This is a genomic window from Aquamicrobium segne (assembly GCF_042656785.1).
Classification (GTDB): domain Bacteria; phylum Pseudomonadota; class Alphaproteobacteria; order Rhizobiales; family Rhizobiaceae; genus Mesorhizobium; species Mesorhizobium segne.
Genome location: NZ_JBHSLL010000003.1, coordinates 47,181 through 69,672 on the forward strand (window position 1 = coordinate 47,181; position 22,492 = coordinate 69,672).

Genomic DNA, 22,492 nt, shown 5'->3' on the forward strand with positions numbered 1-22,492 from the left:
ACGGACATCTACCGGGCGCCAACCCCTGCTCGTCCGCATAGGAACAGTGGCGCCACAGTCTCGTCGGGCCGTTAAATCGGCTGACCGCGCCATGCGCATGTGCGCAAGCCTGTTGACACGGTCCCGCGCGGGCGCGGTGACTACTCCCTGATTGGCCGGGAGATAGGAACACGGATCCAAAAAGTCAAATTAATTCAGCTAGATGGGCAATTGATACTCATTTGCATCTGGCGGGGCTTAGCGTGAAGCGTGGCGCCGTCGACGCAGCACTACATGGAGCGGGTCAGCCTACAATGGGAGTTGCCAGCCAGAGATAACCGCCGCTTGGCGCAGTTCTTCAAGAACTTCAATTCCGACGATGGCGACAAGGAACCACATGACTTCCGTCAACGACCGTACAAATGCCCGAGAGTGGACAACGACGGTGTCTTCGCTTTCCGGCAAATCGAGGCGAGGAAAGAAGCGAGGAACTCTCGCCATGTATAGCATGTAGTCCGGCCCAAAGAGGGACAGCAGCCGCTTTTCCTCATACCACTTATCCCGTTCGCTCAGGTGGTAACCATATCTGGAGTTCCTGCGTGACATCGCGGCGGCTGGCGCCTATTTGGCATTGGCATGGGCAGGCGGCTATTTCCGACCCGGTGGAAGAACGACAGGCCACCGTCGATCGAGGAATTCGTGGAGACTTTCCGCGACGACTACGCCTGTGCAGAATATCTGGCCAAGAAGCGGTGGCCTGACGGGTTCGTCTGTCCGCACTGCGGCTCGAAGAAGGCTTGGCGCCTCGAGGCGCGGCCGTGGCTCTTCGAATGCTCGGGGAAGGGCAACAAGCCCGGCTGTCGTAAGCAGACATCGGTTATCGCTGGAACGATCATGCAGGGCACGCACCTGCCGCTCCGCAAATGGTTCATCGCCGCCTACCTGATGGCGACGCATTCCAACTCGATCTCGGCCTTGCAACTTCAACCCAAGCTCGGTGTGTCCTACAAGACCGCATGGCTCCTGCTGCACAAGCTTCGGCGGGCCATGATCAACCCGGACCGCACGCCTCTTTCGGGCACAGTGGATGTAGACGAGTCCGCCTTTGCCTATCGTCGCGGCGAGGACTACCTGAAGCGCGGCGGCGGCAGCAGCACCCACAACCAGATATGGTTCGCATGCGCTGTCGAGACCCATGGAGAGCATGGCGTTGGCCGCATCCGGCTGGCCCGCATCAAGGATCGGTCTAGCGCGAGCATCGTGCCGTTCATTGTTGCCAACACGGTCCCGGGGACCCATCTTCGCACGGATGCCCTGGCGTCCTACGAAAAGGTGCCGGACCGCCCCCTCACGCAGGTCAATCTAACGAAGCTGGGCCTGCCCGCGCACATCGTATTCAAATGGATCCACATGGTTTTCGGGAACCTGAAGCGGTGGGCTATGGGCACGTTCCACGGCTTCCGCGAAAAGCATCTCGACGCCTATCTCAACGAGTTCGTCTTCCGCTGGAACAGGCGGCGCGGCTTCCGCAGCAACATGGACATCATGCTCGGTATCGGCCGCCGGGTCGGTCCTGCGACCCACCGCGGCATCGTCGGTGATACGACCAAGTGGAAGAAGGAGCACATCAAAGAGATCATGGAGATGTGCCACCCCAACAAGCGACAGATTGTGAGGGATATCGCCCGCTTGTACCGAGTGCACCGGGCCGTAGTAGTCGGTGACCTTGTTTACTGGGTGGACCGCCTGCGCGAAGAGCGGCCGGAAGTTTTTGATGCGCTCCAATGGAGCTTCGACGGCGTTCGCGAATTCGAGGAACCGCGAGAATACGTGCGCCGCAAGAGGCCCTTGCGCCCGGTATTGGTGCCGCGGAGGCCGGGCGAGGAACGTAACACCAACCGTCGATACCCGAACCCCGACGCATTGCTTCCCAGGATCCTCCCGAAGCCAGCGCGGGCAATCACTGCTGCCTTGGCAGCCGAGTAGCACCGAATCCTCAGCGCTATTCCACAGGCAGGCAATGACTGCCTGCCCCGAATCGTGACATCGTCCTCAAAGATCAGCGCCGTTCCCGCCGCCTTTTGGTCTGTTTACTGCCCTCTCCCGGGGCAGGGCCGCCTTCAAGCATCACAATATGTAGTGGTCCCCTGAGCGAACGGGATAAGTGGTTTCCTCATTCCTGATTACCGGTCGATAGTAAACCAGGAATGCGACCGCACTTATGATCATCAAGACAATGTTTTGAGCCGCAAGGCAGACGCCGACGAGACCGAGAAAGGAGAAGAAATAGAGAGGATTGCGGGTAAGGGAATACGGACCGCTTTGGCAGAGATCCAGATCCTTCCGGCCTCCGATATATAGAGTGCACCAGAGCCTTCCGAGAACGGCAACAAACACCAGGAAGAATCCGAGAAACTCAATCAGGCTGTAGCCCAGCGTTTCAAAGCCTTCCGGCTGCGTTGCGATCAGCATCGCCAGCCAGGCTGGTGCCACCAGCCACGTTACAAAAATCCTCTTGCGCTCGACTGGGGATTTCGTACCAATTGTCCCTAACAATGATCTAACTCCACCCCCCGCCGAATGTGCGGTAAAAAATATGTGAACCGATCTGGGTCATACGCTCCATGGAGCGAGCCCAACGCGGGCTGACGTAGGTGGCGTTGTAATGGGTCGATGACGCCACTTCGGGTAAGAATATCTTCCCGCCGGTAACTGCCATGGCCACGTCCTTTGCCAGACGATACGCGCGTCGATCTGTAATGACATCCGGAACGCCGTCGCAGGCAAAGGAAAACTGGCATTTGTTGATCCAGTTGTCATTTTGATAAACTACGTCACAGACGCTTGCTGGATATGCAGGATTGCGCACCCGATTGAGAATGACTTGCGCGACCGCGGCTTGCCCCCTCACCTCCTCGCCCCGAGCCTCGAAATAAATCGCGGTAGCAAGGCACTTCTGCTCGGCTGTCGAGAAGACGGATCCCGGTAGAGGCTGCTTCATCCAATCGTGGTCACCTTCGATCGTGGGCGGAACGAAGCGACCGGCTGTCTCGTCGGCGCCGAGCAAAGCCGCGAAGGCATTGGAAGACGCATGGAATTCGTCCTTTGGGGCGTAGGCCGTGGCCAGGATGTCGGCGCCATCGTTGTTGACCAGGTCGGCAAGCGCCGCCGGCACACCGGCCAGACGGTCGTCTGCTGGGTTATGAAACGTAGACAGGCCCGCCACCATTTCGGGATCTGCCTGTTTTGAAAAGCCGCGCAGAAAGTATGACGCGTCGGTCCCCGACGAAAGTAGCCGTGAAGCCAACGCCTGCTCTCCAACAGGGGTCTCCAGATTTTTCCGATACGCTACGCTGATCAGACGTGGTTTCTTCGCTTCTTCAACCACCCGCTGGGACGTGGAAGAAACCTCTCGATCCGCCTGCAAGTTGACCCGTTGACCGCCGAGCACCAGATCCAGGTTTTCGTCATCACCAGGAATAGCGGCACTGGGCAGCCGGAGCTCCTTCAGATGAGAGCAAGTGTCGGCCTGCTCGACATATACCGCCCAGCGATCCGGCCCGGGAGCGATTCCCAACTCGGATTTGGTGCCCTGGATCCCCGTGGGCGATGCGAAGCCGAACACGAACCAACTTGCGCCGAGAATCGCAAGCACACGCCGATGGCCGTTCGATGATTGTCGTTCGAAAGTGGCTTTCGGTTTGGACCGCAATATCTCATTCTCCGGATGCCCCACGCAGAAGGAGAATCGATTGTTAACCTTGATGGAAAGTTAACACTACTGCGACTGCGCGTCGCAATGTCACGGCAGGCTTATCCAGGCTCCCATTGAACCTCATGTCGCTTGTCCACGCTTCCGGGTTTTGGCTGTCTGGTCTTGCTCTGGTTCGTGCCCGGTCTTGGCTATTCAAGGGCGCAGACGCCTTCCGGCCGGCTGCTCCGGCGCTCGACAAACCCGGAAGATTGCCGACGTTGTTCGCTGCCCAATTGACGGTGGCGGCCGGTGTGCTGAGGGGACCCTTCTGGAGTTTTCTTACGCTGGTCGCGATCGCCAAGACACTACGTCGTTCTGCTGCGGCGACCTCGGGGTTGGTCGCATGACGTGGCTTTTCGAGCATCTGATCGGAGGCAAATGTATCCTTCAAGGCAGGGTAAGACGCGCGATAACCGGAAGATGGTTGGATTGAAAGCGCGGTCCGAGACCTAGGCTGGCAAGCCCCATATTCGGCGAGATGACGATCCTGTCGATCGGCGTGCCCAAGGCCGGAATGTTGCCGAAGCGGGTGCTGAATCGCGTGGGTGAAGGCCACCACGCCGATTCCGTAGTTCGGTAGCCAGTTTCTGCGAGAAAGTCCTGAAAGAAGGGCGACCAAGGCGGCATATTCCAGTCTCCAGCGATGACTACGGCTGCATCGCCATCTTCCTGCAGAAGCGCTTGTGTCAGATCGCGAAAATAAGCCGCTCGCTCTCGCCACATCGATGGTCTCCGTGGTGTCTGGGCGTGAACAGCATAGAGAATGACCTGCCTGTCTTCGATCAGGAGCTCGAGCCTGAGAGGGTGCCGGCCTCCCGTGTCGCGGCTTGCTTGGGAAACGACCTGTTCGCTGATGATCGGAAAGCGGCTGAACACCTTCATGTCAGTGTTAGCCCGTAGATCCCGGCTGCTTTCGAAGCGCCATAATCCGCTTTTGACCAGTGCATCCTGCCAGACGGGGCGCATTTCCTGTAGCACGACGATATCACTTGAAGCGACTTCCGGGATGGAGAGAAAGGGCCGGGGATCGCGATTGTCCGAGAGGACATTGGCCGAAATAATCGTGAACTGGCTGCCACCGCCTCCGGTGGCAGGGGTAGGCAGGAAGACGAATGGAAAAATGGCGGCAAAAAGTGAGATCACTGCGCCGACTCGCGTAAGCCGGGATCGCGGCACGAGACTGATTGCAAACAGCGCAATTCCAGCAGCGAGAAGGTGCGGGCGAATGAAGTTCGCCATGTCGGCTGCCCACAGGTCGCGGGCAAGAAGGTGCGAGCCGAACTGGGCCGCAATATAGAAAAGCTGCACGATGGTGATTAATGGAACAGTAAAGTCGGCCAGATGGCGACGGCGGAGAAAAGACAACACGACACCGCGCTTTCATAAAATTGGCTGCCAGTTCACGGACCTGCCCGCAAAAGTCAACAAGCCACACCAAATCGATAATCGTGCTTGACCCTCTAGCCACCTGAGGTTTTATAGCTTTGCTCCTGTATGACAGGAGGCCGGCCATGAGTGCTGATGGACGCCGGACCCGGTTCCGGGTCGAGGGCATGGATTGCGCAAGCTGCGCCACCAAGATCGACACTGCGGTACGTCGTCTAGACAACGTCGCAGACGTCAAGGTTTCGGTTGTCGCCGGGACAATGACCGTTACCCATGGCGAACGCGTTGACATCGATGCACTCGCCAAAAAGGTCGGCAGCCTCGGCTACAAGACGACCCCGATTGCAGCAAAAGATGTTTCTGTCGCCGAGGAAGGCGCAGGTCATCGCCACGGCCCCGATTGCAACCACGGTCATGCTGAGGGAACCCACAATCATTCGAGCGAGAGGACCGGCCAAACGGATACCTTGGCGGGTCTGCATGGGCACGATCACGGACCTTCCGACGGGCCGTGGTGGAAAACCTCCAAGGCTCGACTGACCATACTGTGCGGTGCCGCACTGGCGATCGCTTTCGGCCTTGCGCAGATCTATCCCCAGACGCAGCCTTGGGGCTTCATCGTCGCCATGGCCGTCGGGCTCATCCCCATCGCCCGCCGGGCCATCTTCGGAGCAATGAACGGCAGCCCGTTCACCATTGAGACGTTGATGACGGTAGCTGCGGTCGGCGCAGTGATCATCAATGCTTCCGAGGAGGCGGCGGTCGTCGTTTTCCTGTTCCTCGTGGGCGAACTTCTCGAAGGCATTGCAACCGGGCGCGCGAGAGCATCCATTCGTGCTCTCGCGACATTGATGCCCAAGACGGCGCTGCTGGAGTTAGACGGGACGACGAAGACCGTCCCGGCCGAGAGCCTAGCGGTCGACGCTATCGTGATGGTGCGTCCCGGTGATCGTGTGCCGGCAGACGGTGTGGTGTTGTCAGGTGAGAGCGCTGTCGACGAAGCGCCGGTGACGGGCGAGTCGGTGCCCAAACGCAAGGAAGAGGGCGACAACGTATTCGCCGGCACCGTCAACCAGGAAGGTGTGCTTCGGGTGAGGGTGACGGCTGCTGCCGCCGACAATACGATTGCGCGGATCATTACTCTCGTCGAGGAAGCTCAGGAGACCAAGGCCCCAACCGAGCGCTTCATCGACCGCTTCTCCAGGTACTACACGCCCGGCGTGATGGTGGTGGCTGCGCTGATTGCGATCATTCCGCCGTTGGTGGCAGGCGCGGAATGGGGCACGTGGATCTATCGCGGCCTTGCCGTCCTGCTGATCGGTTGCCCGTGCGCGCTGGTCATCTCCACTCCAGCGGCAATCGCCGCCGCCCTCTCGGCGGGCGCGCGACGCGGCTTGCTGATGAAGGGCGGCTCGGTGCTGGAGAATCTCGGCAAAGTGAACCGCGTCGCCTTCGACAAGACGGGAACCCTTACGGAAGGCAAGCCGAAGGTAACTGACATCGTTGGTGTCGCACGAGACGAACGCGAGACGTTGCGCCTCGCTGCCGCTCTTGAAGTCGGCTCCAGCCATCCGCTTGCCGTAGCGATTCTTGCGAGGGCGGAAAGCGAGGGCGTTCCCCTGACGGCCGCGTCCGAGGCTGGCGCGGTCGGCGGCAAAGGTGTGGTGGGAACGCTCGACGGTGTGAAGCTGTTTCTCGCGTCACCGCGCGCTGCTGGGGAAGAGGTTCAGATCGACGAGGCGCTTTCCGTCCGCATCGCTGCGCTCAACGATGAAGGCAAGACGGTTTCAGTGCTTCTTGCCGGCAAGGAGATCGCCGGTCTGGTCGCCATGCGTGACGAGCCGCGCGAGGACGCAAAGGAGGGCATCGCGCTTCTTCGCGAACTGGGCGCGGACTCTGTCATGCTCACGGGTGACAACACCCGCACCGCGAAAGCCATCGCCGCTTCGCTCGGAATGGAAGCCCGCGCCGAGTTGATGCCGCAGGACAAGCAGAGGATGATCAGGGAAATGCGGCAGGAAGGCCGCTTCGTGGCGAAGGTCGGCGATGGCATAAACGATGCGCCCGCACTTGCCGCCGCCGACATCGGCATTGCCATGGGCGGTGGAACCGATGTCGCGCTCGAAACGGCGGATGCCGCGATCTTGCATGGCCGGGTGAAGGACGTCGCGAACATGGTTTCCCTGTCGCGGCTGACGATGAACAACATCTGGCAGAACATCGTCATCTCGCTCGGGCTGAAAGCCGTGTTCCTCGTAACGACCGTTCTCGGGATTACGGGGCTCTGGCCCGCGATTCTTGCCGACACCGGCGCGACCGTTCTCGTCACCGCCAATGCGATGCGCCTTCTCGCATGGCGAGGCATCCGTACCTAAGGAGCGCCCGGTAGTGGTTCAGAGGCTGCAGCATCTGACGTTTCTTCGCCAGTGGATCGCCAACCCGCTGATGGTGGGCGCGGTCCTGCCTTCAGGAGCTTCGCTGGCCCGGTTGATGACAAAGGCCGTCGATCACACCACCGGGCAAGTTCTCGAGCTCGGCCCGGGAACAGGCGTCTTCACCCGTGCGCTTCTGGCGCAGGGACTTGCCGAGGAGCAACTGACACTGGTCGAACTGGATGAAAGCTTCGCAGAGCTTCTTACCAACGGCTTCCCCGGCGCGCGGATCGTCCGGGGCAGCGCTGCCCGGCTGTCGGCGGCAGGGATCGGCAAGGCTGCCAGATATGATGCCATCATCAGCGGACTCCCGCTTCTGTCGATGCCAACCCGGACCGTGTATCGTATCATCCGGGGCGTGGCGCTCAGGCTTGAGCCGGGCAGCAGTTTGTTTCAATTCACCTATGGCATGCGGTGTCCGGTCTCGGACGCCATCCTTCATAAAGCCGGATTGGACGCAGTATTGCTCGGAACCGTGTTCCGGAACATGCCGCCCGCATCGGTCTACCGGATATCGCATTCGCGATCGCGAACGCCGGCTGAACGGACCTCGCCTGCACGACAGGCGGAAGATCGAAATAACCTGACCATGACGAGTCAGGAAGGGGAACCGGTTCATCAGTAACAACAACATTAAGGAGTTTGATATGTTCACAAGACGCGAGATGCTCGCCGGTGCGACCGCACTGACAGTCGTCTCTGTATCGCCTGCGCGCGCGCAGACCGGAACCAATCATGAGGTCCAGATGCTGAATAAGGGAACGAAGGGCGTGATGGTCTATGAACCGGACTTCGTCACGGCAGCGATCGGCGATACCGTTACGTTCATTCCAACCGACAAGTCCCACAATGCCGAAAGCATTAAGGGTATGCTGCCCGAAGGCGCGGAACCCTTCAAGGGCAAACTCAATGAAGAGATTACCATCACCATAGAGAAAGAAGGCGTCTACGGCGTGAAATGTACGCCTCACTACGGCATGGGAATGGTGATGCTTGTTGCCGTAGGCGCACCAGGTAACATGGATGAAGCTCGGGCTGTCAAGCATCCGCCGAAAGCAAAGAAGCTCTTTGACGAGCTCCTGGATGCCGTTCCGGCCGCCTGAGTTTGGACGTCGGACCAAAACCGGATGGTAGCGCCAGCCCTAGGAGAAGCGAGGTGCTGCCATCCCGGTGCAGGACAGATCTGATCTGCAAACATGAGAGCCGCGGTTCTCTGCACCTGTTATCGTATCGTTTAATGTGTGGAATAACCCGAAAGCTCAATGCGGCTTGTCATATCGACAAAGCCGCCCGGTTCGTTTAGCGATTCAATCATGCAGCTTGCACGCAGGATCAGAAATGGATGTTGGATAACTGGCCTTGCCGTCGGCCTGCTTGCCTACGTCCTTTTGCTGCAGGGCCTCGCTTCCGCTTACGCCAAGACGATCACGATGATCGGCGAGTCCGATCCGGGCTTCATCATCTGCGCCCCATCCGGGACAGATTATAACAGCCCAGAGGGCGGCCTGGAGTTTCTCGGAAAGGACTGTTGCGCAGCCTTTTGTAAGGCAGCGGCTTCATCGGGGCCGACGTTGGAGCCGGTGTCGGTGGATTTGCTCTCGCTGATACCGCAGACTTTGCGTAGCGAGCGGATGCAGCCGCTCGAAAAGAGTGTTCCTCCGAAAATCCCCTTCGTCCCAGCGCTTGGAGCACGAGCGCCACCCACGTTCTCCGTCTGACAGAAAAACGACCCGGCGTGTCACTGCGCCTCTTCTGTTGCATGGAGAAACCAATGCGCAATTATATCCGTATCCTCGCGGCATCTGCTGCTCTTGTCTATTCTTCCGCCTCGTTCGCTCACGAGTTTAGCGTAGGCGACATCGTCATCAACCATCCTTGGACCCGTGCAACTTCACCGGCAGCAAAAGTTGGCGGCGGATACTTTAAAGCAGTCAACAATGGCACAGTCGACGACAGGCTTGTCGGCGCCAGTTCCCCTGCCGCATCTCGCGTCGAGATCCATAAAATGGAAATGGCCGACGGCATCATGAAGATGCGCCCGGTGCCGGATGGGATGGCGATTGCTAGCGGCGACAAGATTGAGCTCGCGCCAGGCGGCTATCACCTCATGCTGATCGATCTGACGGAGCCGATCAGGGAGGGCGACATGGTTCCGGTCACTCTTCAATTTGAGATGGCCGGTTCGGTAGAGGTAGAGCTCGTCGCAGGAGCCCTGGGTGAGGCGCAATCGGATCATCAGGGCGGCTCTGCGTTATCGCATGATGGTGAAGATTGATGCGCGGGCGTACAATCGGATTGCTCTCAGCGGGTGTGCTCGCCGTTGGGATGGCGTTGGCTGCCGTCACTATCATTGCGGAGAACAGGCAATCAGGTGTTCAGTCTCGAAGCACGGGCGTCGCTACGGTAGGCGGGCCTTTCCAGCTAACCGGAACTGAAGGGCAGACCGTCTCGGAGAAGGACCTCCTCGGTAAGCCGAGTGCTGTTTTCTTCGGCTTCACCTACTGCCCGGACGTCTGTCCGACCACTCTGTTCGAACTGACAACTCTGGCGGAACAACTCGGCCCAGAAGCAGACAAGCTCAATTTCGTGTTCGTCTCGGTAGATTCCGAGCGCGATGGGCCTGCGGAAATGAAGCAGTATCTCGAGGCTTTCGATGACCGCATCATTGGGCTTACCGGCACTGCCGAACAGATTGACGCCGTGGCGAAGGCCTACAAAATCTACCATGCGAAAGTTCCGTTGGAGGGCGGTGATTATACGATGGATCACACGGCCAGCGTCATCCTGATGGATGCCGACGGAAGGTTCTTCGGAACGATGGACTATGAAGAGGAAGCAAGTGTGATGCTTGCAAAATTGAAGCGCCTGATAAGCGAACGGGTTGATGGATGATCTCTGAGCATTTTCGAGAAGGACGACTGAACTTGCGGGAGTAGTCGGAAATTGACACAGGAAAACACCAATAAATCAACCAAATTCCTGATCATTTTTGCAACTGTTGCGGGAATGTTTGCTGGAATAGGAGGGGTTATTATCTTCGGCGGATTCTCCAACGAGGATCAAGGGAGCGCCGCTACCGCGGGCTTACCGGATAGCTGCCCTGTTTCGTCCGAACAGATGATAGCGATAAAGAGTGCTTCACAGGGTGAAGTCGCGGCAATGCTTGCGACCGAGAAGCCCCTAGCTATGCGCGATTTGACATTCAGTGACGCTGACGGAGCGCCATTAAGCGTAGGGAACCTGGCGGGAAAGACACTCCTGATCAACCTATGGGCCACGTGGTGTGCACCGTGTCGTGAAGAAATGCCGGCACTCAACGAACTTCAAGCTGAAATGGGTGACGACAAATTCCAGGTTATTGCTGTGAATGTAGATACCGGCGGAGATGACAAACCGAAGGCGTTTCTCAAGGAAATTGGAATCGACAGTCTTGGTTTTTATCGCGAGCCAACGCTCGTTTTATTCAACAACCTGAAGCGACAGGGCCTGGCGTTGGGGCTGCCAGTTACGTTGCTCGTCAGTAAAGAGGGATGCCTTCTCGCACACATGAACGGCCCAGCTGAATGGGCGAGTGACGATGCCAAGGCATTGATAAGGACTGCGATCGGAGGTGCCAATAGAGAGTCGTAGGGCAAATGAACGCAGAGTGTGCCTGCTTGGCGTTCTCGGCTTCAATAAATCGGATGACATAGACAGCGTGGTGGCACGAATTGGGATCAGATTTTCCAATTGAAGAAGCCCCAGAGATACAGGCGCCTGCGCAAGGTGATTACGGGTCCGACACTTTACAAATAGAACCTGACAGAGGCTGCCCAGGACAGTTCCGAGCCCCTCGCTTCGGCGCACCTGCATCGACAATGTTTGGTCGGTTTTGCCAAAGCGCGCGTCAGAGTATCGGATATGCGATGTGAGGGGACAGGATCGCTTCACGCGGGGCAGCATCTTCAAAGGTGACGAGGAACGACCACCGGCTATGGACGGATCGGACCCGCCCCTTTGGGAACGCCCCGTACGCTGGCCTGCCGAGGGGCTCCCTTTTGACATGCGGGCACTACGCTATGTGCTGGCAGCAGCTGAACAGATGAGTTTTTCGGGGGCGGCCGGCGCGCTCGGGATGAAGGTGTCAAGCGTCAGCCGTCATGTGCGCGACTTCGAGGACAATCTTGGCATTTCCCTGTTCGAGCGCACTACCTCGGGCGTCCGACTGACCGATGCCGGTAGCCGGTTCCTCGACGACATCATCCCGATCCTCCAGATGGCGGAGGTGGTCCTGCAGCGCGCCGGCGCGGCCGGCCGGGTCGAGGACGGCACGGTCAGGATCGGCATTATCACCACGCTCGGCGGTGGCTTTCTGCGCGAATTGATCGCGACCTACCGCCAATGCTATCCGGGCATAGATCTCGATATTGTGGATGGTGGTCGCCGCGATCATTTGCGCGCGATCCGTTCTCGGCAACTCGACGTCGCTTTCTTCACCGGCTATGCGCCGTTCGCTGGCTGCGACGTCGAGGAATTGTGGCGCGAGCGCGTGCATGTTGCTATGGCCGTGCCGCATCCGCTGGCCGGGTGTAACGCGCTGGATTGGTCGCAATTGCGCAACGAGCGTTTCATCGTCTCGACGATGGAGCCAGGGCCGGAGGTGCATGACTATATCGTCCGCCGTCTCGCAGACTACAGCACCTATCCGAACGTGACTTACCGCCATGTCACGGAAGAAACCTTGATGCACATGGTGGCGATCGGCGACGGGATAACCTTGGTCTCGGAGGGCTGGACCAGCATGTCCTATCCAGACCTCATGTTGCGTCCGCTGACGGCGCGTGAAGACATCGTGCCGTTCAGCGCGGTGTGGTCGCCATCGAGCGACAATCCGGCGCTGCGGCGCTTCCTGAGCTTTGCGCGAGAGTTGGCAACGCGACGGCGTCCCCGCCTCGATCAGTGATCGGTCGGCGGCGCGTTCGGCTTGATAGTGACGACCGATCCCACCTTGCCGGTAAGCTTAGACTTGCGGCTGCGCCAGCCGCGATCGGAACGCAGGAAGGCTTCCAGCATGTGCGGGATCAGCGTGGCGGTGTCGACCTCCCCATACTGGCGGCCGTATTCGGTGGCGTAAAGGTCGAGTTCCTCCTTCAGCGGCTCTGGCATCGGGACTGTCATTCGCACGATGCCAAGTTTGGGCAACGGACCGAGCTTGAGATTGGCCATCAATGGGCTCCGTAGGGTTCGAGGACTAGATCGCGCGCCACGATTACCCTAACGGGAAATCCGGGCCGGATCGTCAGGGTCGGGGCGACCTGCAACTGGCGCTGGACGATCTGCTGGCCGGCCTGGTTCACCGTGTCCTGGGCGCCGTCGCGGATCGCACGGACCAGGCGATCCTCGTCGCTCGTCGCCAGTTCTGCGCCGACGGCGAGGAGCGTCGAGAGGCCGGCCGCCTTCATCAGATCCCACCAATGGTAGTCGATCCCGTCCTCCAGGCCCGCATAGCCCGAGACATCGGCGCCGAGCTGGCGCTCGAGCACGATCGAGCGGCCATTGGGAAGAATGAGGCGGTTCCACACGAGGAGCACTCGCCTTTGCCCGAAGGTCACACCGGCGTCATACTCACCGATAAGGCGGCTTCCCTGCGGGATGAGGAGGAGAGCCCCGGTTGGGCTGTCATAGACGTTCTGCGTCACCTGGGCCGTGATCTGACCCGGCAAGTCGGAGCGGATGCCGGTTATGAGCGCCGCCGGAATCACCGAACCTGCCTGAAGGATGTAGGGCGATGCCGGCGCCATGACGCGATCCGGTGCAACAGTGCGGCGGTCCACTTCGGCGTTGAGAAAAGCAAGGTGCCGGTCCTGCGTTGCGGCGCTGGTCAACCCGGTCAGGCCCGGAACGGACGGGGTCGAGGGGGAGCCTGCGTTCTGGCCGGCCCTGATCTGGAAGAAGATCTCGCTGGTGCGGGCGGCTTCCAGCTCGGCAAGCCGGCGCTGTTCCTCGGGATCGGCTGCGGGAACCGGCATCGGGGTGGCGGGGATGGGCTGGCCTTCTTCGCGGGCGCGCAGGACCGGCCCGCCAAGATCGCCGGGCAGCGGCGGGCCGAGGACCGGAACGTCGCCATAGCTGCCGGGCAGGCCCTGCAAGCCGTCCGCCGTCTGGCGGCGATCGGTCGAGATCAGCTCCTCCGGCTGGGCAACCCGATCGACGCCCTGAAGCGCATAGATCAACGCTCCGCCGATGCCGATGCCGGCCACCAGCCCCGCGCCCATCAGCACCTTGCGCGAGATGCGCGTGATGCGCGGCGCTTCAGCGCGTAGGCGCATCGCCCCCGTGCCGTCGCCGGCCGTTCCCGCCAGCTCCACGCCTTCCTGTTTCCGGGCGTCATTATCGCTCATGACGGCGCTCCTCCCATTGCCGTGGTTTGCTCCGAGGCTGCCGTCTGGCCCGGCTGGACGCGGACGATCCTGACAGTTTGCTGCCTGTTGCCGGAGCCCAGCCGAAGCTCGGCCGCGCCGAAGAGGCGATCGACAATGAGCACGTTCTGATAGATGCGGCTGTTGACGATCTCCGGTTCGCCGCCCGAGCCGATGACAAACAGGGGCGGCATCTCGCCCTGGACGATCCCGCGCGGGAACACGACGTAAACGCGCCGTCCGTCGTCGAACACGGTGGTCGGACGCCAGGGCGGATTGTCTCCGGTGAGCCCGTAGCGATAGTTCCGCGCGGATTCGGCCGGAATGATCGGCGCGGCCGGTGCGGTTACGCGCTGGCTTGCCGGCGGCGCGGGATAGGCCCAGGCGATGGCCGGCATCCACGTTTCCTCGCTCGCCCGCAGCTCGATGAGATAGGTGCGGCGGTCCGTGGTAATCACCAGATTGGTGGAGATGCCCGCGCGCGTCGGCTTGACCAGAACATGGACGCGGCGCGCCGTGCCGGAGCCGCTTTCCGTGTCGCCGATGATCCAGCGGGTGGTGTCGCCGGCTGCGATCGGACCAGCCCCGGTCAAGCTCTCGCCTGGCTCCAGCGCGATCGTGGTGATCTGTCCGACGGCGGCATAGACCTGAAACAGCGCGCCTTCGGACCAGGGATAGATCTGGATCGCATTGTAGTAGCCCTCCCGGCGCGGCTCAACGCGCGCGGCTGCATTGGCGTTGCCGACACGGCCCTCCGGGGTGGTGGCCGCCGCGCCGCCGCGCGCGACGGTCCAGCCCGGTGGGGTATGCACCGGCCGGGGCGTGCCGTCGGCCACGGCGGTCCTGATGATCGGAAGCGCCGGCACATCGGCATCGTAGCTGAACTGCGGCGTGCGGTTGGACGCGCAGCCGGCGAGCATGGTGGTCGCCAGCAAAGCCGCGAAGGCGGATTTACGGAAAGCCATGGGTCCGGTTTTGTGGGGATTTCGGATCATTGAGACAACTCCCGCGACCACGAGATCGCGTTCACATAGATTCCAAGGGGATTGGCGCGCAGGCGCTCGGCGGTGCGCGGCTGCTGCAGAACGATGGTAAGGATGGCGGTCCAGCGTTCGGTGCGGGAGAGCTGGCCGTTCTCGTAATGCTGCTCGGTCCAGGCGACGCGAAATGAATCGGGGGACGCCCGGATCACGCTGGAGACCTCGACGGAGACCTGCTGGCGTCTGACGCGGGTGAAGGGATCGTTCGACCTGGCGTACTCGTTCAACGCCACCGCTCCCCTATCGGTGGTGAACTCGTAGGCGCGGAGCCAGTTCTGACGCAGGACGATGGGATCCGAGGGCAGGCCCCGTACCTGCTCGATGAAGCGGGCAAGGTGCCAGGCCACTTGCGGGTCGGTCGGCCGATAGTCGGCGACGGCGGATTCGATGGCGCGTGCTTCGCCGTAGCGGTCGATCTCGACCACCCAGGGAACGACGGTGCCGCGGGCCGATTGCCAGACCAGCGCCGAGGCGAAGCCGGCCGAGAGGATCAGGCAGCCGAAGGCCATGAAGCGCCAATTGCGGGCTTGAACACGGGCGGACCCGATGCGCTCATCCCAGACCTGGGCGGCCTTCTGATAGGGTGTGACGGGTTCCGGCGTCTTGCCGTAATGGGTGGTGGGTCGCTTGAAGATGTTCATGTGCGGTCGCTTTCGGAAAGGCTGATAGAGGAGCCGCCGCCATGGCTGTCACCGGAGCGGACGGCATGGGCGGCGGCCGTGACGCCGTGGCTCATGGCCTGGCTGCGGCGCATGCGCTGCGCCCAGGCGGGCGGACCATCGGGCGACGGCGTGCTTGCAGATCCCTCCGATGCGCCGCCGCCCAGCGTCCCCATGGTCGAGGCGCCGCCGGTGGTCTCGAATGCGCCTTTCACGCCGGCCGTGTGGCTGGATTTAAGGCTGTCGGCGGCGCGGGAGACAGCGCGCTTCAGCGGCGAGACGGCCGCAGAAGCTCCGGCGCGGGCAACGCCGCCGAGACCGGCGGCGACGCCCGACGCGCCGCCTTCGCCCATGGAGGCGAGCGTATAGGCCGAGGACGCTGCGCCGGCGGCCGATGCGCCGCCTCGAGCCAGCGCGGCCCCACCCGACAGCGCAGCACCGCCGCCGCGCGCGGCGAGCATCGTCGCACCACCGGCCGCGATCGCCGCGCCGCCCACGGCAAGCCCGGTGCCGACGGCGGCGCCCGCACTGAGCTGCGGGCCGCCTGAGACCAGACCCGTGGCGATGCCGGGACCGAAGATACCGAGGCCGAGAAGGGAGAGAGCGGCAAGGACGATGGCCATCGCGTCGTCGATGGTCGGGGTCGCGCCGCCAAAGCCGGCGGTGAACTGGCTGAACAGGGTCGAGCCGATGCCGATGATGACGGCCAGGACGAGGATCTTGATGCCGGATGAGACGACATTGCCAAGAACACGCTCGGCCATGAAGGCCGACTTGCCCCAGAGCCCGAACGGGATCAGCACGAAACCCGCGAGCGTGGTCAGCTTGAATTCAATCAACGTCACGAAGAGCTGCACGGCCAGAATGAAGAAGGCGAGGATGACCAGCACCCAGGCGAAGAACAGGCAAAGGATCTGGACCAGGTTCTCGAAGACCGCGATCCAGCCCATCAAATCGCTGATGGATTCGAGCAGCGGCCGGCCGGCGTCGAGGCCGGTCTGGGCGACGCGGCCGGGACGCAGAAGATCGGCGGTAGAGAATCCGGTGCCGGACGCCATGAGGCCGAGGCCGGCGAAGCTCTCGAAGATGATGCGCGCGAGGTTGTTCCAATTGGAAATGATGTAGGCGAACACGCCGACGAACAGCGTCTTCTTAACGAGGCGGGCGATGATGTCGTCGTCGGCGCCCCACGCCCAAAATAGGGCGGCCAGCGTGACGTCGATGACGATCAAGGTCGTGGCGATGAAGGCGACCTCACCGCCGAGCAGGCCGAATCCGCTGTCGATGTAGCTGGTGAAGATGCCGAGGAAGTTGTCAATTACGCCGGTGCCGCCCATGGCTCACCGCCCTTCGTTCGGGGCGGGCGCTGCCGGTGCTGGCGAGCGGCCGAGGAAGCGGTCACGGGTCTCGGCCCAGACGCGCAGGCACGCTGCGTCATTGGCGGCAGCTTCGCCCAGCTCCTGACACCGGCGCTGCTCCAGCCGCAGCGGGTCGGCCGCTGGCTGGAGCGCGGGCACCGCCGGCGCTGGCCCGGTCTTTTCATCGCGGGTCATTTCGATGATCGTCGCCGTGATGGCGATGGCGACGAATATGATGGCCGCGATCCGGGCCAGCACCTTGCCGTCCATGATGTCCCCCTTCCGTCCCGTCAGTTGTTGAACATGCTTGCGTCGCCAGGCTGGTAGCCCGAGCCTGGGGTCAGGAAGCGTTCGCGCTGGATGCGGCCTTGCTCGGCGGCCGTGGCGCGCTCGGCTTCGGAAAGGGCATCCGCTCTTCCGTTGGCCGAGATCACGGCGATCAGATCGGAGAGTTGCTGGCTTTGGAGGGCGAGGAGCTGGTTACCGGCCTGGGTGGCTTGCAGCGCGCCAGTAGCGCCCTGGCTTTCGCCGACGAGCGCGGACATCTCGGAGCGATTGGCGTCAATATTGCCTACGACCCCGGCCTGGACGCGCATCGCATCCTGCAAGCCGCCAACGGTATTTTCCCAGCGGCTGCGCGCGTCGGTGATGAGTTGCTGGTCGGTGGCGTTGAGGGAGAGATTGCCGTAGTCCTGCCGGAACAACTGGTCGATCGACTGCACGTCGAACGCAATGTTCTGCGCCTGCCCTAGAAGCTGCTGGGTGCGCTGCACATTTTGCTGAAGCGCCTGGAGCGAGCTGTAGGGCAGGCTCGCCAGGTTCTTCGCCTGGTTGATAAGCATCTGCGCCTCGTTCTGGAGCGAGGTGATCTGGTTATTGATCTGCTCAAGCGTCCGCGCCGCCGTCAGAAGGTTCTCGGCGTGGTTGGTCGGGTCGTAAACGATCCGGCCGAAGCCGAAGAGGGCGTGGGCCGGCGTGGTGAAGACCGGCGACAGCACCAGCGGCGCGGCGAGCGTGAGCGCGAGCAGGGAAGCGCCGGCGAGACGGGGAAGACGGTATCTGGTCACGGCATGATCTCCTCTGGGTCAAGTTCAAGGGCATCGGTAAGATCGAGCGCCGCCGCCAGCGCCGCTTCTGGCACCAGGGACTCCGGTGCGGCGGCGATGTTGGTGAGGTTGGGAATGAGGTCGGCCGCCCATTCGACGCCGCGCGCCGTGAGCCACGCCGCAAGGAAGCCATCGCGGCCATGCTCGGCGAGGATGTCGGCGATCAAAGCCTGGTCGGATTTCGAGGAGGCGGCGCAGAGCGCGAGGCCGACTTCGGACAGGCCCAGCTCGAACAGCCGATCGCCGCGCCTCGATTGGCAGTAGTAGTCCCGCTTCGGGATGGCGCGCGCCAGGATCTCGATCTGGCGGTCATTCAGGCCGAACCGCCTGTAAATCGCGGTGATCTGCGGCTCGACGGCGCGGTCGTTGGGCAGGAGCAGTCGCGTAGGGCAGCTCTCGATGATCGCCGGCGCGATGCTGCTCTTTTCGAGTTGGGCGAGCGATTGCGTGGCGAAGATGACGGAGGCGTTCTTCTTGCGCAACGTGACCAGCCATTCGCCCAACTGCTTGGCGAAGGCGGGATCGCCGAGCGCCAGCCAGCCCTCGTCGATGACAATCATCGTCGGGCGCCCATCAAGGCGGTCGGCGATGCGGTGGAAGAGATAGGCGAGAGTGGCGGGCGCCGCGCCGCTTTCAAGCAAACCTTCGGTCTCGAAGGCGACGACGGAAGCGTCTCCGAGGTTCTCGGCCTCCGCGTCGAGCAGGCGCCCATAGGGGCCACCGACGCAATAGGGCTGGATGGCGAGCTTCAGATCGTTGGACTGGAGCAGCACCGACAGGCCGGTGATGGTGCGCTCCTCGATCGGGGCCGAGGCGAGCGAGGACAGCGCGGTCCAGATATGCTCCTTGGCCTCGGGCGTGATCGTGACGCCTTCGCGCTGGAGGATCGCCACGATCCAGTCGGCGGCCCAGGCGCGATCCTGCGTCTGCTCGATGCGGGCGAGCGGCTGGAGCGAGACCGAGCTTTCGGTCAGCCGGCCGCCGAGATCGTGCCAGTCCCCGCCCATCGCCAGAGTGGCGACCCTGATGGAGCCGCCGAAATCGAAGGCGAAGACCTGGCTGCGCGGGTAGCGCCGGAATTGCAGCGCCATGAGCGCCAGCAGCACCGACTTGCCCGCGCCGGTGGGACCAATGACGAGGGTGTGGCCGACGTCGCCTACGTGAAGTGAGAGCCGGAAAGGGGTCGATCCTTCGGTCCTGCCATGAAGCAGCGGGGGCGCGCCGAAGTGATCGTCCCTTTCCGGCCCCGCCCACACGGCGGACGAAGGGACCATGTGGGCAAGGTTGAGCGTCGAGATCGGAGGCTGGCGGACATTGGCATAGGCGTGGCCCGGCAGCGAGCCGAGCCAAGCATCCACGCTATTGACGGTCTCCACCATGACGCTGAAATCGCGGGACTGAATCACCTTCTCGACCAGTCGCAACTTCTCGTCGGCACGGCGGGCGTTCTCGTCCCAGACCGTGACGGTCGCGGTGACATAGGCGATGCCGGCCATGTCCGCGCCGAGTTCCTGAAGCGCGAGATCGGCATCGGCGGCCTTGTTGGCGGCATCGGTGTCGACGAGCGCCGATTGCTCGTTCGTCATCACCTCTTTCAGAATTGCCGCGATGCTCTTGCGCTTCGCGAACCATTGACGCCGGATTTTCGTAAGCAGCCTGGTCGCGTCCGTCTTGTCCATCAGGATCGCGCGGGTGGACCAGCGATAAGGAAATGCCAAACGATTGAGATCGTCGAGCAAGCCGGGTGTCGTGACGCTCGGGAATCCGGTGATGGTGAGGATGCGCAGATGGGCCGAGCCGAGGCGCGGTTCGAGCCCGCCGGTCAGCGCCTCGTCGGCGAGCAGCGCGTCCAGATAGATCGGCGTCTCCGGCACGCGTACGCGATGCCGTTTGGTCGAGACGGTCGAATGGAGATAGGTCAGGGTCTCGGCGTCGGTGAGCCAGCGGCACTCGGGCATGAAGCCGTCGAGCAGCGCCAGCACACGGTCGGTGCGGTCGACGAAGCCGCGCACTAGCTCGTGAGGGTTGACGCCAGAGGTCTCGCGGCCCTCGTAGAGCCAGCTTTCGGCGCGTGCAGTCTCCTCTGCCGGGGGCAGCCAAAGGAAGGTGAGGTAGTAGTCGGAGACGAAGTGGCTGCCCTCTTCCTCGAAATCGGCCTTGCGCTCGGCATCGGCCAGAGCGGAGGCGGGATCGGGAAAGACATCGTTGGGATAGATGCCGGCCTCGGACCGCTGCGCCTCGACGAAGATGCACCAGCCGGAGCCGAGGCGGCGGAAGGAATTGTTGAGGCGCGCGGCGACGCCGACCAGCTCGGCCGCGACCGCGGAGTCGAGATCCGGGCCGCGGAACTTCGCGCTGCGCTGGAAAGAACCGTCCTTGTTCAGCACGACGCCCTGACCGACCAGAGCCACCCAGGGCAGGTAGTCGGCGAGGCGGGCGGCGGTGCGGCGATATTCTGCGAGGTTCATCATCGCGCGCGCCTCACACCGACAGGTGGCCAGGCACGCGCAGATGGCGGCGCGCGACCTCGACGAAGTGGGGATCTCGCTTCGCCGCCCAGACAGCGGCGACATGGCCGAGCGCCCAGATCAGGATGCCGGCGAGCCAGAGCTGGAGACCGAGGCCGATCGCCCCGGCGAGCGTGCCGTTGAGGATCGCCACCGAGCGCGGTGCGCCGCCGAGCAGGATGGGCTCGCTCAGCGCCCGGTGAACCGGGGCGGTGAACCCCGGCACGGCGTCGAGCTGTTCAAGGACGGCCGCCATCAGATCACCGCCCCGCCGCCGAACGAGAAGAACGACAGGAAGAACGAACTGGCCGCGAAGGCGATCGAGATGCCGAAGACGATCTGGATCAGCCGCCTGAAGCCGCCGCCGGTATCGCCGAAGGCGAGCGTAAGGCCGGTGACGATAATGATGATGACCGCCACGATTTTCGCCACCGGCCCCTCGATGGATTCGAGGATGGACTGAAGCGGCGCCTCCCAGGGCATGGACGAGCCCGAGGCCAGGGCCGGCGAGGTCAGCAGCGCGACCCAGGTGAAGGCGGCGGCGGTTGCGATATGGCGGCGGACGCGGAAGGCACGGCGGATCATGCATGTTCTCCTTGATCGTGGGTCGGGGTTGGCTCTGGATTGGCGGGGGAAAGCCGGTAGTCGCCGTCAGGGCCGAGCCCTTCGACGCGGCCAAGCTCGGCAAGGCGACGGGCGGCGCCCCGGCCGGAAAGGACGGCAACCAGGTCGATGGTTTCGGCGATCATGGCGCGCGGGACGGTGACGACCGCCTCCTGGATGAGCTGCTCGAGGCGGCGCAGCGCGCCGATGGCGGAGCCGGCGTGGATCGTTCCGACGCCGCCGGGGTGGCCGGTTCCCCATGCTTTGAGGAGATCGAGCGCCTCGGCGCCGCGCACCTCGCCGATCGGGATGCGGTCGGGGCGCAGGCGCAGCGAGGAGCGGACGAGATCGGAGAGGCTCGCAACGCCATCCTTTGTTCTCATGGCGACGACGTTCTCGGCCGCGCATTGCAGCTCGCGCGTGTCCTCGATGATGACGACGCGGTCCTGCGTCTTGGCGACTTCGGCCAGCAGCGCATTGGTGAGCGTGGTTTTGCCGGTGCTCGTGCCGCCCGCCACGAGGATGTTGGCGCGCGATGCGACGGCTTCGCGCAGCGCGGCGGCCTGGGCTTCGGCCATGATCCCGGCGGCGACATAATCGTCGAGGGTGAAGACGGCCACGGCGGGCTTACGGATGGCGAAGGTCGGTGCGGCGACGACAGGCGGAAGCAGGCCCTCGAACCGTTCGCCCGAATCCGGCAGCTCGGCCGAGACGCGCGGGGAACGGGCATGGACTTCCGCCCCGACATGGTGGGCCACCAAACGGACGATGCGCTCGCCGTCTTCCGGGGTTAGCTTTTCGCCGGTGTCTTCCAGTCCCCCGGCGAGGCGATCCACCCAGATGCGTCCGTCGGGATTCAACATCACCTCGACGATGGAGGGGTCGCGCAACAGGTCCGAGATGGCAGGCCCGAGCGCGGTGCGTAGCATGCGCGCACCACGTTCCATCGTTGCCTGTTTGCGATTTTGGCTAGCCATCTCGTCCCCGTTTCCGGGGAGAAGGGCGAATGCGGTCCCCGGATGGGGATAACTAAAAGGACGGCAAAACGGGCCGATTCAACAAGTTTCGGTCGTAGTAGTAGCGCAGCGCAGTAATACAGGAGAACGGCGGAGTTGCTCCCACGCGAGCAAGCGTCCGAACACGAATCAGCTGTGTTGTGAGTGCAGCGTCCATGGCATTTCAGTAGGTGCTGGCGAACATGGCAAAGCCGGACCAAAGTTGAGGCGTATCAACAGCGGCTTTCGAGGTGAATTCCTATCCGTCCGCTTCT

At 62.4% G+C, this 22,492-nt stretch carries 22 protein-coding genes and 1 pseudogene; 9 read left to right on the plus strand and 14 right to left on the minus strand.

Annotated features, from left to right (window positions below; genetic code table 11):
* Positions 1-615: 615 nt before the first annotated feature.
* A pseudogene (locus tag ACFPLB_RS00615) lies at positions 616-1,590 on the plus strand (IS1595 family transposase); the annotation flags it as partial.
* 516 nt (positions 1,591-2,106) lie between these two features.
* On the opposite strand, the gene ACFPLB_RS00620 reads toward ACFPLB_RS00615, so the two are convergent.
* The 3 genes from ACFPLB_RS00620 to ACFPLB_RS00630 form a co-directional block, all read right to left on the minus strand.
* The gene (locus ACFPLB_RS00620; protein ID WP_378227321.1) at positions 2,107-2,535 is read right to left on the minus strand and encodes a methyltransferase family protein; all 429 of its coding nucleotides are present in this window, start codon (positions 2,533-2,535) and stop codon (positions 2,107-2,109) included.
* A 4-nt stretch (positions 2,536-2,539) separates the two neighbouring features.
* Positions 2,540-3,691, minus strand: a complete 1,152-nt coding sequence (locus ACFPLB_RS00625) for a cell wall hydrolase (protein WP_378227322.1) — start codon at positions 3,689-3,691, stop codon at positions 2,540-2,542.
* A gap of 429 nt (positions 3,692-4,120) precedes the next feature.
* Positions 4,121-5,098 (minus strand): endonuclease/exonuclease/phosphatase family protein, encoded by a 978-nt coding sequence (locus ACFPLB_RS00630; protein WP_378227323.1) that lies wholly within the window; start codon positions 5,096-5,098, stop codon positions 4,121-4,123.
* Between the two features lie 146 nt (positions 5,099-5,244).
* Here ACFPLB_RS00630 and ACFPLB_RS00635 point away from each other — a divergent pair, with 146 nt between their 5' ends.
* From ACFPLB_RS00635 to ACFPLB_RS00670, 8 genes are all read left to right on the plus strand, one after another.
* Complete coding sequence (locus ACFPLB_RS00635) at positions 5,245-7,494, plus strand: heavy metal translocating P-type ATPase (RefSeq protein WP_378227324.1); 2,250 nt, start codon at positions 5,245-5,247, stop codon at positions 7,492-7,494.
* A 13-nt stretch (positions 7,495-7,507) separates the two neighbouring features.
* On the plus strand, positions 7,508-8,176 hold the full coding sequence (locus tag ACFPLB_RS00640) for a class I SAM-dependent methyltransferase (RefSeq protein WP_378227325.1): 669 nt from the start codon (positions 7,508-7,510) through the stop codon (positions 8,174-8,176).
* Positions 8,177-8,198: 22 nt separating this feature from the next.
* Complete coding sequence (locus tag ACFPLB_RS00645) at positions 8,199-8,654, plus strand: pseudoazurin (RefSeq protein ID WP_050475089.1); 456 nt, start codon at positions 8,199-8,201, stop codon at positions 8,652-8,654.
* 210 nt (positions 8,655-8,864) lie between these two features.
* A complete protein-coding gene (locus tag ACFPLB_RS00650) occupies positions 8,865-9,269 on the plus strand; it encodes a hypothetical protein (RefSeq protein WP_378227326.1) in 405 nt (134 codons plus the stop codon).
* A 53-nt stretch (positions 9,270-9,322) separates the two neighbouring features.
* Entirely contained in the window at positions 9,323-9,826 is a 504-nt protein-coding gene (locus tag ACFPLB_RS00655) for a copper chaperone PCu(A)C (RefSeq protein ID WP_378227327.1), read from the plus strand.
* Positions 9,826-10,443 (plus strand): SCO family protein, encoded by a 618-nt coding sequence (locus ACFPLB_RS00660; protein ID WP_378227328.1) that lies wholly within the window; start codon positions 9,826-9,828, stop codon positions 10,441-10,443. Before ACFPLB_RS00655 ends, ACFPLB_RS00660 begins: the two co-directional genes overlap by 1 nt.
* A 51-nt stretch (positions 10,444-10,494) precedes the next feature.
* A complete protein-coding gene (gene tlpA / locus ACFPLB_RS00665) occupies positions 10,495-11,181 on the plus strand; it encodes a thiol:disulfide interchange protein TlpA (RefSeq protein WP_378227329.1) in 687 nt (228 codons plus the stop codon).
* A 412-nt stretch (positions 11,182-11,593) separates the two neighbouring features.
* A complete protein-coding gene (locus ACFPLB_RS00670) occupies positions 11,594-12,493 on the plus strand; it encodes a LysR family transcriptional regulator (RefSeq protein WP_378227330.1) in 900 nt (299 codons plus the stop codon).
* On the opposite strand, the gene ACFPLB_RS00675 is transcribed toward ACFPLB_RS00670, so the two are convergent.
* The 11 genes from ACFPLB_RS00675 to trbB are packed head-to-tail and all read right to left on the minus strand — an operon-like array spanning position 12,487 to position 22,199.
* Complete coding sequence (locus tag ACFPLB_RS00675; protein ID WP_378227331.1) at positions 12,487-12,756, minus strand: DUF2274 domain-containing protein; 270 nt, start codon at positions 12,754-12,756, stop codon at positions 12,487-12,489. The genes ACFPLB_RS00670 and ACFPLB_RS00675 overlap by 7 nt on opposite strands.
* A complete protein-coding gene (locus ACFPLB_RS00680; protein WP_378227332.1) occupies positions 12,756-13,931 on the minus strand; it encodes a TraB/TrbI/VirB10 family type IV secretion system protein in 1,176 nt (391 codons plus the stop codon). Before ACFPLB_RS00680 ends, ACFPLB_RS00675 begins: the two co-directional genes overlap by 1 nt.
* Positions 13,928-14,944 carry a P-type conjugative transfer protein TrbG gene (gene trbG, locus ACFPLB_RS00685; RefSeq protein WP_378227333.1) on the minus strand — a complete coding sequence of 339 codons (1,017 nt, stop codon included), beginning with the start codon at positions 14,942-14,944 and terminating at the stop codon, positions 13,928-13,930. Before trbG ends, ACFPLB_RS00680 begins: the two co-directional genes overlap by 4 nt.
* Positions 14,941-15,630: a conjugal transfer protein TrbF gene (gene trbF, locus ACFPLB_RS00690; RefSeq protein WP_378227334.1), complete on the minus strand. Its 690-nt coding sequence runs from the start codon at positions 15,628-15,630 to the stop codon at positions 14,941-14,943. Before trbF ends, trbG begins: the two co-directional genes overlap by 4 nt.
* Positions 15,627-16,985 carry a P-type conjugative transfer protein TrbL gene (trbL, locus tag ACFPLB_RS00695; RefSeq protein ID WP_378227335.1) on the minus strand — a complete coding sequence of 453 codons (1,359 nt, stop codon included), beginning with the start codon at positions 16,983-16,985 and terminating at the stop codon, positions 15,627-15,629. Before trbL ends, trbF begins: the two co-directional genes overlap by 4 nt.
* A 3-nt stretch (positions 16,986-16,988) precedes the next feature.
* Complete coding sequence (gene trbK-alt / locus ACFPLB_RS00700; protein ID WP_378227336.1) at positions 16,989-17,276, minus strand: putative entry exclusion protein TrbK-alt; 288 nt, start codon at positions 17,274-17,276, stop codon at positions 16,989-16,991.
* A 20-nt stretch (positions 17,277-17,296) separates the two neighbouring features.
* Positions 17,297-18,073, minus strand: a complete 777-nt coding sequence (gene trbJ / locus ACFPLB_RS00705) for a P-type conjugative transfer protein TrbJ (protein WP_378227337.1) — start codon at positions 18,071-18,073, stop codon at positions 17,297-17,299.
* Positions 18,070-20,583: a conjugal transfer protein TrbE gene (trbE, locus tag ACFPLB_RS00710; RefSeq protein ID WP_378227338.1), complete on the minus strand. Its 2,514-nt coding sequence runs from the start codon at positions 20,581-20,583 to the stop codon at positions 18,070-18,072. The genes trbJ and trbE overlap by 4 nt, the downstream gene beginning before the upstream one ends.
* 10 nt (positions 20,584-20,593) lie before the next feature.
* A complete protein-coding gene (locus ACFPLB_RS00715) occupies positions 20,594-20,875 on the minus strand; it encodes a VirB3 family type IV secretion system protein (RefSeq protein WP_378227339.1) in 282 nt (93 codons plus the stop codon).
* Entirely contained in the window at positions 20,875-21,204 is a 330-nt protein-coding gene (locus ACFPLB_RS00720) for a TrbC/VirB2 family type IV secretion system protein (protein WP_009452106.1), read from the minus strand. Before ACFPLB_RS00720 ends, ACFPLB_RS00715 begins: the two co-directional genes overlap by 1 nt.
* Positions 21,201-22,199 carry a P-type conjugative transfer ATPase TrbB gene (trbB, locus tag ACFPLB_RS00725; RefSeq protein WP_378227340.1) on the minus strand — a complete coding sequence of 333 codons (999 nt, stop codon included), beginning with the start codon at positions 22,197-22,199 and terminating at the stop codon, positions 21,201-21,203. The genes ACFPLB_RS00720 and trbB overlap by 4 nt, the downstream gene beginning before the upstream one ends.
* Positions 22,200-22,492: the final 293 nt, after the last annotated feature.

Excerpts from the sequence above, each read along its gene's own strand:
- ACFPLB_RS00650 (WP_378227326.1), top strand. The coding sequence starts at position 8,865 with ATGCAGCTTGCACGCAGGATCAGAAATGGATGTTGGATAACTGGCCTT.
- ACFPLB_RS00715 (WP_378227339.1), bottom strand. The coding sequence starts at position 20,875 with ATGGCGGCCGTCCTTGAACAGCTCGACGCCGTGCCGGGGTTCACCGCC.
- ACFPLB_RS00660 (WP_378227328.1), top strand. The coding sequence starts at position 9,826 with ATGCGCGGGCGTACAATCGGATTGCTCTCAGCGGGTGTGCTCGCCGTT.
- ACFPLB_RS00645 (WP_050475089.1), top strand. The coding sequence starts at position 8,199 with ATGTTCACAAGACGCGAGATGCTCGCCGGTGCGACCGCACTGACAGTC.
- ACFPLB_RS00655 (WP_378227327.1), top strand. The coding sequence starts at position 9,323 with ATGCGCAATTATATCCGTATCCTCGCGGCATCTGCTGCTCTTGTCTAT.
- trbL (WP_378227335.1), bottom strand. The coding sequence starts at position 16,985 with ATGGGCGGCACCGGCGTAATTGACAACTTCCTCGGCATCTTCACCAGC.
- ACFPLB_RS00680 (WP_378227332.1), bottom strand. The coding sequence starts at position 13,931 with ATGAGCGATAATGACGCCCGGAAACAGGAAGGCGTGGAGCTGGCGGGA.
- trbF (WP_378227334.1), bottom strand. The coding sequence starts at position 15,630 with ATGAACATCTTCAAGCGACCCACCACCCATTACGGCAAGACGCCGGAA.
- ACFPLB_RS00675 (WP_378227331.1), bottom strand. The coding sequence starts at position 12,756 with ATGGCCAATCTCAAGCTCGGTCCGTTGCCCAAACTTGGCATCGTGCGA.
- ACFPLB_RS00635 (WP_378227324.1), top strand. The coding sequence starts at position 5,245 with ATGAGTGCTGATGGACGCCGGACCCGGTTCCGGGTCGAGGGCATGGAT.
- trbE (WP_378227338.1), bottom strand. The coding sequence starts at position 20,583 with ATGATGAACCTCGCAGAATATCGCCGCACCGCCGCCCGCCTCGCCGAC.
- ACFPLB_RS00720 (WP_009452106.1), bottom strand. The coding sequence starts at position 21,204 with ATGATCCGCCGTGCCTTCCGCGTCCGCCGCCATATCGCAACCGCCGCC.
- trbK-alt (WP_378227336.1), bottom strand. The coding sequence starts at position 17,276 with ATGGACGGCAAGGTGCTGGCCCGGATCGCGGCCATCATATTCGTCGCC.
- ACFPLB_RS00670 (WP_378227330.1), top strand. The coding sequence starts at position 11,594 with ATGCGGGCACTACGCTATGTGCTGGCAGCAGCTGAACAGATGAGTTTT.
- trbG (WP_378227333.1), bottom strand. The coding sequence starts at position 14,944 with ATGATCCGAAATCCCCACAAAACCGGACCCATGGCTTTCCGTAAATCC.
- trbB (WP_378227340.1), bottom strand. The coding sequence starts at position 22,199 with ATGGCTAGCCAAAATCGCAAACAGGCAACGATGGAACGTGGTGCGCGC.